We start from the raw sequence: 8,836 nt of genomic DNA, 5'->3' as shown, positions 1-8,836 counted from the left end.
GTGGCGGCGCTGGAGCGCTGTGCCACCGACTGGTCGGGGTACAAGGAGCAGCGCTCCAACGCCTTCAAGAAGCTGATCAACCGGCCGCCGATTCCGCGCGGCGTCTACATGCACGGCGGAGTGGGACGCGGCAAGAGCTTCCTGATGGACTGCTTCTTCCAGGCCGTGCCGGTGGTGCGCAAGACGCGCCTGCACTTCCACGAGTTCATGCGCGAGGTGCACCGCGAGCTGGCGGAGCTGCAAGGCACCGTCAACCCGCTCGACGCCCTAGGTGCGCGCATCGCCAAGCGCTACCGCCTGATCTGCTTCGACGAGTTCCACGTCGCGGACATCACCGACGCGATGATCCTGCACCGCCTGCTGGTCGCCCTGTTCGACAACGGCGTGGGCTTCGTCACGACGTCCAACTTCCGGCCCGACGACCTCTATCCCAACGGGCTGCACCGCGACCGCATCCTGTCGGCCATCGACCTGCTCAACGCGAAGCTGGAGGTGGTGAACGTGGACAACGGCACCGACTACCGCCGCCGCACCATGGAGCAGGTGAAGCTGTACCACACGCCCCTGGGCCGCGAGGCGGATGCGCTGATGGACGACGCCTTCACGCGGCTGGCCGAGGCGCACGACGAGGATCCCACGCTGCACATCGAGCACCGCGAGATCCGCTCGCGCCGCAAGGCCGCGGGCGTGGTCTGGTTCGATTTCAAGGCCCTGTGCGGCGGGCCGCGTTCGCAGAACGACTACCTGGAGATCGCGACCCAGTTCCACACCGTGCTGCTGAGCGACGTGCCGCGCATGTCGGTGCGGCTGGCCTCCGAGGCACGAAGATTTACCTGGCTGGTCGATGTTCTTTACGATCGGCGTGTCAAACTGATCCTCTCGGCGGCCGCGCCGCCCGAGGAGCTGTACACCGAAGGACCGCTCGCGCACGAATTCCCGCGCACCGTGTCGCGCCTGATGGAAATGCAGTCCGCCGAATTCCTCGCGCTCGAACACCGCACCGTCGACACCCGCCTGACATGAAGACCCTGCTCGCCCTGGCCCTCGCGCTGCTCGCCGCTGCGCCGGTGCGCGCCGCCGACGAAGATGCCGAGCGCGCGCGGATCAAGGCCGAGCGCGACGCGGTCGAGGCCCGCTTCCACCAGCAGGAGAAGGCCTGCCGGGCCCGCTTCGCGGTGACCGATTGTGTGCTCAAGGCGCAGCGCGAGCGCAATGCGGCGGTCGCCGAACTGCGCCGCCAGGAGCGCATGCTCAACGACGCCGAGCGCAAGCGCCGCGCGGCCGAGCGCCAGCGCGAACTGGACGAGCGCAATTCGCCCGAGGCGCGCGCGCGCGACGCCGAGCGGCGCCGCCAGGCGGTGATGGAGCAGAAGGCGCGCGAGGCGCGCGCCGCCGAGAAGGCGCAGAAGAAGGCCGAGGACGAGGCCGGCAAGGCCGCCAAGGGCCCGCGTGCGGCCAAGGCCCCTTCCGGCCCGCATGGCCCGCAAGGCAAGCCCCGGGCGCCGCAGGAGGCCAGGAGCCACGGCCCCACGCCCGAAGAGGCCGCCAGGAACCGCGCGGCCTACGAAGCGCGCCTGCGGGCGGCCGAGGAACACAACGCGCAGCTGCGCGAGCGCCAGGCCCAGCGCAAGAAGCCGCCTGCGGCGGATCTCCCGGTTCCGCAATGATTGGTGCGCGGGTCGGCCGCGTCGGGTAGGCTGGTGCTGAGCGCCGTCAGGCCGAAGCCCAGCGCTGCGCGCTCGGCCTCTCAGCTCCCCAGCGGCTCCAGCTTCACGATCACCAGCGACAGGTTGTCGCCGCCGCCCTGCGCCCGCTGGCGCGCCTTCTCGATCAGGAACTCCGTCGCCTCGCGCGGCGACAGCGAGGACAGCACCGAGCCCAGTTCGTCCGAGCTGAAGTAGTGCCACACGCCGTCGCTGCAGGCGAGCAGCGTGTCGCCGGGGCGCAGCTGCGTGATGTGGTGCAGGTCGGTCGGCGGATCCTCCTCGGCGCCGAGGCAGCCCATGAGGATGTTCGACTGCGGATGCACGTTGGCCTCGTCCTCGGTCAGCTCGCCGCGGTCCACCAGCGTCTGCACGTAGGAGTGGTCCATCGTGCGCTTCACCAGCCGGTTGCTGTGGAAGTGGTAGATGCGCGAGTCGCCCGCGTGCGCCCACCAGCACTCCCCATTGGGGTTGATGATGAAGGCGGCGATGGTGCTGTGCGGCTCCTGCTCCGCGGCGATCGCGGTCAGCTTGATGACCAGGTGCGACTCGTGCACCATCTGCCTGAGCAGCGAGGGCGTGTCGTCGTGGTCGGGCGAATAGCGCTCGAACAGTTGCTTGCAGGTGAGCATCACCTGGTCGGAGGCCTTGCGCCCGCCGCTGCGGCCGCCCATGCCGTCGGCCACCACGCCCAGCACGCAGCCGTTGAAGCGCGGATGGGTCACCAGGGCGATCTGGTCCTGCTGGTATTCCCGGTCGCCCTTGTGGATGCCGGTCGAGGCCGTGAGGCGGTAGCCTTTGCTGCTCATGGAGTACTTGCGAGCCTCGGAAGGCGATGGCTCGATTATTGCCTGCGAAAGACGTATTATCGAGCTGATCCCTGCAGCGGCGCCCCGCTTTCACACTTGGACTCCAACCTGCACTCCCCCGAACGGCGCCTCATCGAGCTGCGCATGGAGCACGCCGATCTCGATGCGCTGATCGACCGCGCCGCCACGCAGTTCCCCGTGGACGAACTCATGATGCGGCGGCTGAAGAAGCGCCGCCTGGCGCTGCGCGACCAGATCGCGCGGCTCGAGCTGGTGCTCGATCCCAAAGAACCCGCGTGATGACGGAATCGGCAGGCGCGTGGCCTGCAAGCCACGGCGCGGCCGCGGGCGAGGACACGTCCGCGTGGATGCAGGCGCCGCGCGAGGGCCTGGAGGAGCGCACGCGGGCCGCTTTCGTACCCACCGGCGTGCTGGCGCGCGCGGCCGAAGCCTTCCGCCCGCGCAGCGGCCAGACCGAGATGGCCGCGGCGGTGGCGCGCACCATCGAGCAGGGCGGCGCGCTGGTGGTCGAAGCAGGCACGGGCGTCGGCAAGACCTTCTCCTACCTCGTGCCGGCGTTGCTCAGTGGCGAGCGCGTGCTGCTTTCCACCGCCACCAAGACCCTGCAGGACCAGCTGTTCGCCCGCGACCTGCCGCGCCTGGCCGATGCGCTGGGCCTCCCGGTGCGCATGGCGCTCCTCAAGGGCCGCGGCAGCTACCTGTGCCTGCACCGGCTCGAGCTGGCGCGCCGCGACGCCAGCCTGCCGGATCGCACGGCGCTGCGCACGCTGGCCAAGATCGAGCAGTGGGCGCAGGGCACGCGCACGGGCGACCTCGCCGAGATGCCGGGCCTGGACGAGCGCTCACCGGTGCTGCCGCTCGTGACTTCCACGCGCGAGAACTGCCTGGGTTCGCAATGCCCCAAGTTCCGCCAGTGCCACGTCAACGCGGCGCGGCGCGAGGCGCTGGCGGCCGACGTGGTCGTCATCAACCACCACCTGTTCTTCGCCGACCTCGCGGTGCGCGAATCGGGCATGGCGGAACTGCTGCCCATCGTGCGCGTGGTCGTCTTCGACGAGGCGCACCAGCTCAATGAAACGGGCGTGCAGTTCCTCGGCCGGCAACTGAGCACGGGCCAGGTGCTGGATTTCGCCCGCGATACGCTCGCGGCGGGCCTGCAGCTCGCGCGCGGGCTGGTGGACTGGCAGCTGGCCGCCGGCACCGTGGAGCGCGCCGCCCGCGAGCTGCGGCTGGTGGCGGGGCGCAGCACCTTCAGCACGCGGCTACGCTGGAGCGGCGAAGCGCCCGAGGGCATCGAGCCGCAGGCCTGGCAGGAAGCGCTTGCCGCGCTCGCCAGCGCGCTGGACCTGGCGGAGGAGGGCCTGGCCACGGTGCGCGAGGCGGCGCCGGACTTCGCGCGCCTGCAGGAGCGCGCCGCCACGCTGGCGCAGCGCGCCCGCGCGTTCGCGCAGGAGGCCGAGCCCGGCTCGGTGCGCTGGGCCGATGCCGCAACCCACCTGCGCCTGGTGGAGTCGCCGCTGGACATCGCCGAGGCCGTGCAGCAGAAGCTGCTCAAGACCGGCGAGCCGCGCGACGAGGCCGCGCCGCAGCGGGCCTGGATCTTCACCTCGGCGACGCTGGGCGACGATGCGCGCCTGTCCTGGTTCACCGAGCCCTGCGGCCTGGCCGAAGCCGAGGTGCTGCGGGTCGCGAGCCCCTTCGACTATCCCGCGCAGGCGGCCGTGTACGTGCCGCGGCAGCTGCCGCGCCCCAACGATCCCGGCCACAGCGGCGCCGTCGCGGCGCTGGCGCAGCGCGCCGCGCGCCGCATCGGCGGGCGCACCATGGTGCTGACCACCACGCTGCGGGCGCTGCGCGCCATCGGCGAGCAGCTGCAGGCCCGCTTCGAGGGCTCGGGCGAACTCGAGGTGCTGGTGCAGGGCCAGTGGACCAAGCGGCGCCTGATCGAGCGCTTCCGCGAAGGCGCGGACCACGGACGCCCCGGCTGCATCCTGGTCGCCTCGGCGTCGTTCTGGGAGGGCGTGGACGTGCCGGGCGAGGCGCTGCAACTGGTGATCATCGACAAGCTGCCCTTCCCGCCGCCGGGCGACCCGCTGGTGGAGGCGCGTTCGCAGCGGCTGGAGCAGCAGGGCCGCAGCCCCTTCAACGACTACTTCGTGCCGGAGGCCGCCGTGGCCTTGAAGCAGGGCGCCGGCCGCCTGATCCGGCGCGAGACCGACCAGGGCCTGCTGGTGGTGTGCGACACCCGGCTGGTGCAGATGGGGTATGGCCGGCGCCTGCTGGCGGCCCTGCCGCCGATGCGGCGGCTGCAGGACGAGGGGGAGTTCGACGCGGCGCTCGACCTACTGGCCGGCGCCTGACCTCACCAGAACTGCCACCAGGCCTTCTGCCCGGAGCCGATGCCGCTGCCGTTCAGGTAGGCGCTGCGGGGATAGTTCTTCTCCAGCACCCGGCGCGCGTCGTCGCGCAGCTGCGTCATGCCCAGCGCGTCGTAGGAGCGCATCAGGATGGCCAGCGCCTCCTCCAGCGCCGGCACGTCACGGTAGTCGGCCAGCGCGCTCTGGGCGCGATTGATCGCCGCCACGTAGGCGCCGCGGCTGTAGTAGAAGCGCGCCACGTGCACTTCGTACTGCGCCAGCGAATTGACGATGTACGTCATGCGCGCCCGGGCGTCGGGCGCGTAGCGGGAATCGGGGAAGCGGGTGGCGAGCTCGCGGAAGGACTCGAACGATTCCTTGGCCGCCTTCTGGTCGCGCTCCGACAGGTCCTGCTTCGAGATGAAGGCGAACATCCCCAGGTTGTCGTTGAAGTTCACGATGCCCTTCAGGTAGAGGGCGTAGTCGAGCGCCGGGCTGGTGGGGTGCAGCTTGATGAAGCGGTCCAGCGTGGCGAGGGCCTGGGCCTGCTCGCCGGCCTTGTAGTGGGCGTAGGCGCGGTCCAGCTGGGCCTGCTGCGCCAGCGGGGTGCCGGCGGCGCGGCCTTCCAGCTTCTCCAGCAGCGGGATCGCCTTGTCGTAGGCGCCGCCGCTCAGTTCGTCCTTGGCTTCGGCGTAGAGCTTGTTGGGGCTCCAGCCGCTGGTGCGGTCTTCCTCCTTGAGCGAGGAGCAGCCCGCCAGCAGCGCGGCCAGCAGCAACGGGAGCAGGGATAATTTGGCTCGAACGACCACGCGCAACTCTCTCGACAAAGGGCGGATCATTATAGCGAGCGACCCATTGCAGCCACCCTCGGAAGACCTGCTGGAGGAACCCGGCGCCGAGGTGGAAACCCGCCCCTTCGCGATCGCGCCCGCACAGCACGGCGAGCGCCTCGATCGCGCGCTGGCCGCGCTCGTCCCCGGCTTCTCCCGCAGCTACCTGCAGCAGCTGATCGAGGAAGGCGCGGTGCGCCTGCGCGGCAGCGTGCAGCTCAAGCCCTCGCAGAAGGTGCGTGCCGGCGAAGCCGGCGAGATCGAGCTGCGCCCCACGCCGCAAAGCCAGGCCTTCCTGCCGGAGGACCTGCCGCTGTCCGTCGTGCACGAGGACGAACACCTGCTGGTCGTCGACAAGCCGGCCGGCCTGGTGGTGCATCCCGCGCCGGGCAACTGGAGCGGCACGCTGCTCAATGCGCTGCTGGCGCGCGACCCCGCCGCCCGGCTGCTGCCGCGCGCCGGCATCGTGCACCGCCTCGACAAGGACACCAGCGGCCTGATGGTGGTGGCGCGCACCCGCCGCGCGATGGAGCAATTGGTGGAAATGATCGCCGCCCGCACGGTCTCGCGCCAGTACATGGCGCTCGCCCACCGGCCCTGGGAGGGCGCGGCGCAGCGGCGGGTGGAGGCGCCGATCGGCCGCGATCCGCGCAACCGCCTGCGCATGGCGGTGGTGGACCTGCAGCGCCATCCCGGCAAGCCGGCGGCCACCGTGTTCCAGCGCATGCAGCAGGCCGCCGCGGGCTGCGCGGTGCTGTGCACGCTGGAGACCGGCCGCACCCACCAGATCCGCGTGCACCTGGCCCACATCGGCCATCCTCTGGTGGCCGACCCGCTCTATGGCGGCGCGCCGGCGGCCGGGCTGCAGAGGCAGGCCCTGCACGCGTTCCGGCTGGCCTTCGCGCATCCTGTCACCGGTGAGCGGCTGGTGTTGCACGCCCCGCTGCCGGCCGACCTGCGCGCGGCCTGGGCCGCCTGGGGCCTGCGATACAATGAATCCGACTGGCTTGCGAGCCAGCCACCCGCGGCGGCAGCCTGAATGGCCTGTCCCGCCCGGCCAGCGCGCGGCGCGGCCCCCGCAGGGGCGACGCCGCGGCGAGCCAGAAGCAAGCCCCAGGCAGAACCAGGCACCGCGCCGGATGGCGCCTCTTCCAGCACGACGACACGATGAATACGGCGGATGCCAGGCGCGTCCTCGAAACCGCGCTGATCTGCACGCAGCAGCCGCTGACGGTGCGTGAGCTGCGCGTGCTCTTCAACGACGAGCTCGGCGCCGACACGATCAAGGAGCTGCTGGGCCAGCTGCAGGACGAGTGGGCGCAGCGCGGCGTCGAACTCGTCTGCGTGGCCAGCGGCTGGCGCTTCCAGAGCCGGCCCGAGATGCGCGAGTACCTCGACCGCCTGCACCCGGAGAAGCCGCCCAAGTACACCCGCGCCACGCTGGAGACGCTGGCCATCATCGCCTACCGCCAGCCTGTGACGCGCGGCGACATGGAAGACATCCGTGGCGTCACGATCAGCTCGCAGATCCTCAAGCAGCTGGAAGACCGCGGCTGGATCGAGGTGATCGGCCACCGTGAGGCCATAGGGCGCCCGGCGCTCTACGCCACCACCCGCCAGTTCCTGGACGACCTGGGCCTGGCCTCGCTCGACCAGCTGCCCGAGCTGCAGTCGCCCACGCAGGGCGAACAGCATCCGCTGGCCGGGCTGGTCGAGGCCGCCGAGCCGCAGGCCGAACTGTCCATGGATGCCACGCCCGAACTGCCGCTGGAGGCGCCTGCCGAAGGCGCGCCGCAGCAGCCCGCGGCGCCGTCCCCCGAAAGCGCGGCGAGCCCGCCCGCGCCGTCCCCCGAGGCCGCCACCGGTGCGAACGACGCCGGCATCGGCGACCAGGATGCCGAGCAAGCCATCGAGACCTGAAGCATGAACGAAGCCAACGAAGCCATGGCGCGTACGCCGTCCGACGAGGAAGTGGAGCACGCCGTCCCGGGCACCCCCGAGGCCGAGGCGGCGCCGCCGCCGGCGCCCGCCGAGGAGAACGATGCGCCGGAGGTCGAGGGCGCCGACGAGGACGGCGAGGCGCCCGGCGCCGGCCGCGACCGCGAGGAAGCGGAGCAGGGCGCCGAGCCGGTGGTGCCGGCCGGCGAGCCGGGTGACCGCTTCGAGGACGTGGTCACGGGGCGCTTCGATGCCGAGGTGGAGGCCGAGGAGACGGCGCCGCCCAAGCGCGTGCTCTCGCCCCAGGCCGAGACGCCCAAGCTGCACAAGGTGCTGGCCCAGGCCGGCCTCGGCTCGCGGCTGGAGATGGAGCAGCTGATCATGGAAGGGCGGATCTCGGTCAACAACGAGCCCGCCCACATCGGCCAGCGGATCCAGTTCGGCGACCAGATCAAGGTCAACGGCAAGCCGATCCGGGTGCGCATCGCGCCGCCGCCGGCCCGCGTGATCGCATACCACAAGCCGGTCGGCGAGGTCGTCACCCACGACGATCCGCAGAACCGCCCCACGGTGTTCCGCAAGCTGCCCAAGCTGCAGCAGGGCAAGTGGCAGTCGGTCGGCCGGCTGGACCTCAACACCGAAGGCCTGCTGCTGTTCACGAGCTCGGGCGAGCTGGCGAACAAGCTCATGCACCCGCGCTTCGGGCTCGAGCGCGAGTACGCGGTGCGCGTGCTGGGCGCGCTGCAGCCGGAGGAGCGCGCGCGCCTGCTCGAAGGCGTGGAGCTCGAGGACGGCCGCGGCTCCTTCACCTCGATCGACGAGGGTGGCGGCGAGGGCTCCAACGTCTGGTACCGGGTGACGATCAGCGAGGGCCGCAACCGCGAGGTGCGGCGCCTGTTCGAGGCGGTGGGCCATGCGGTCAGCCGCCTGATCCGCATCCGCTACGGCGCCATGGTGCTGCCGCGCGGCTTGAAGCGCGGCTCCTGGATGGAACTGGACGAGCGCGACATCGCGGCGCTCACCAAGGCCGCCGGCGTGCCGGGCCTGGCGCGGCCGGAAAAGGGCCCGCGCGACGAGGGGCGTGGCGGCGGTGGCGGGCGCAACAAGCGCCGCGGCGGTGGTCGCGGCGACGGCCGGCGGCCGGCCGGCGGTCCGTCCGTGCGGCAGCCCAACCCGCA

General features: G+C 71.6%; 9 protein-coding genes. 7 read left to right on the top strand and 2 right to left on the bottom strand.

What is annotated here, in order from left to right; genetic code table 11:
- Positions 1-1,023, top strand: a 1,023-nt coding sequence (gene zapE, locus VFM98_RS22785) for a cell division protein ZapE (RefSeq protein ID WP_325112177.1), incomplete at its 5' end; no start/stop codon positions are given.
- Positions 1,020-1,667, top strand: coding sequence for a hypothetical protein (locus VFM98_RS22780; RefSeq protein ID WP_325112176.1), 648 nt, complete (start codon positions 1,020-1,022; stop codon positions 1,665-1,667). The genes zapE and VFM98_RS22780, both read left to right, overlap by 4 nt.
- An 80-nt stretch (positions 1,668-1,747) precedes the next feature.
- Here VFM98_RS22780 and VFM98_RS22775 read toward each other — a convergent pair whose 3' ends face one another.
- Complete coding sequence (locus VFM98_RS22775) at positions 1,748-2,512, bottom strand: PP2C family protein-serine/threonine phosphatase (protein WP_325112175.1); 765 nt, start codon at positions 2,510-2,512, stop codon at positions 1,748-1,750.
- A 96-nt stretch (positions 2,513-2,608) separates the two neighbouring features.
- Here VFM98_RS22775 and VFM98_RS22770 point away from each other — a divergent pair, with 96 nt between their 5' ends.
- Positions 2,609-2,812, top strand: coding sequence for a YdcH family protein (locus tag VFM98_RS22770; protein ID WP_325112174.1), 204 nt, complete (start codon positions 2,609-2,611; stop codon positions 2,810-2,812).
- A 68-nt stretch (positions 2,813-2,880) separates the two neighbouring features.
- Positions 2,881-4,893 (top strand): ATP-dependent DNA helicase, encoded by a 2,013-nt coding sequence (locus VFM98_RS22765; protein WP_325112180.1) that lies wholly within the window; start codon positions 2,881-2,883, stop codon positions 4,891-4,893.
- Positions 4,894-4,895: 2 nt separating this feature from the next.
- On the opposite strand, the gene VFM98_RS22760 is transcribed toward VFM98_RS22765, so the two are convergent.
- Positions 4,896-5,729, bottom strand: a complete 834-nt coding sequence (locus tag VFM98_RS22760; RefSeq protein WP_325112173.1) for an outer membrane protein assembly factor BamD — start codon at positions 5,727-5,729, stop codon at positions 4,896-4,898.
- A gap of 16 nt (positions 5,730-5,745) precedes the next feature.
- Between VFM98_RS22760 and VFM98_RS22755 the strand changes: the two genes are divergently transcribed.
- The 3 genes from VFM98_RS22755 to VFM98_RS22745 all read left to right on the top strand — a co-directional run.
- On the top strand, positions 5,746-6,759 hold the full coding sequence (locus VFM98_RS22755; protein ID WP_414709073.1) for an RluA family pseudouridine synthase: 1,014 nt from the start codon (positions 5,746-5,748) through the stop codon (positions 6,757-6,759).
- Between the two features lie 128 nt (positions 6,760-6,887).
- Positions 6,888-7,640 (top strand): SMC-Scp complex subunit ScpB, encoded by a 753-nt coding sequence (gene scpB / locus VFM98_RS22750; protein ID WP_325112172.1) that lies wholly within the window; start codon positions 6,888-6,890, stop codon positions 7,638-7,640.
- A gap of 3 nt (positions 7,641-7,643) precedes the next feature.
- Positions 7,644-8,836, top strand: a 1,193-nt coding sequence (locus VFM98_RS22745) for a pseudouridine synthase (protein ID WP_325112171.1), incomplete at its 3' end; no start/stop codon positions are given.

This window comes from Ramlibacter sp. (genome assembly GCF_035706265.1).
In the GTDB taxonomy this organism is placed as follows: domain Bacteria; phylum Pseudomonadota; class Gammaproteobacteria; order Burkholderiales; family Burkholderiaceae_C; genus Ramlibacter.
The sequence above is the reverse complement of the archived record's forward strand: the minus strand, read 5'-3'. Positions and strand labels throughout refer to the sequence as shown.

What these genes read in the sequence shown, in the direction of transcription:
- VFM98_RS22780 (WP_325112176.1), top strand. Translation starts at nt 1,020, where the DNA reads ATGAAGACCCTGCTCGCCCTGGCCCTCGCGCTGCTCGCCGCTGCGCCG.
- VFM98_RS22760 (WP_325112173.1), bottom strand. Translation starts at nt 5,729, where the DNA reads ATGATCCGCCCTTTGTCGAGAGAGTTGCGCGTGGTCGTTCGAGCCAAA.
- VFM98_RS22775 (WP_325112175.1), bottom strand. Translation starts at nt 2,512, where the DNA reads ATGAGCAGCAAAGGCTACCGCCTCACGGCCTCGACCGGCATCCACAAG.
- scpB (WP_325112172.1), top strand. Translation starts at nt 6,888, where the DNA reads ATGAATACGGCGGATGCCAGGCGCGTCCTCGAAACCGCGCTGATCTGC.
- VFM98_RS22765 (WP_325112180.1), top strand. Translation starts at nt 2,881, where the DNA reads ATGCAGGCGCCGCGCGAGGGCCTGGAGGAGCGCACGCGGGCCGCTTTC.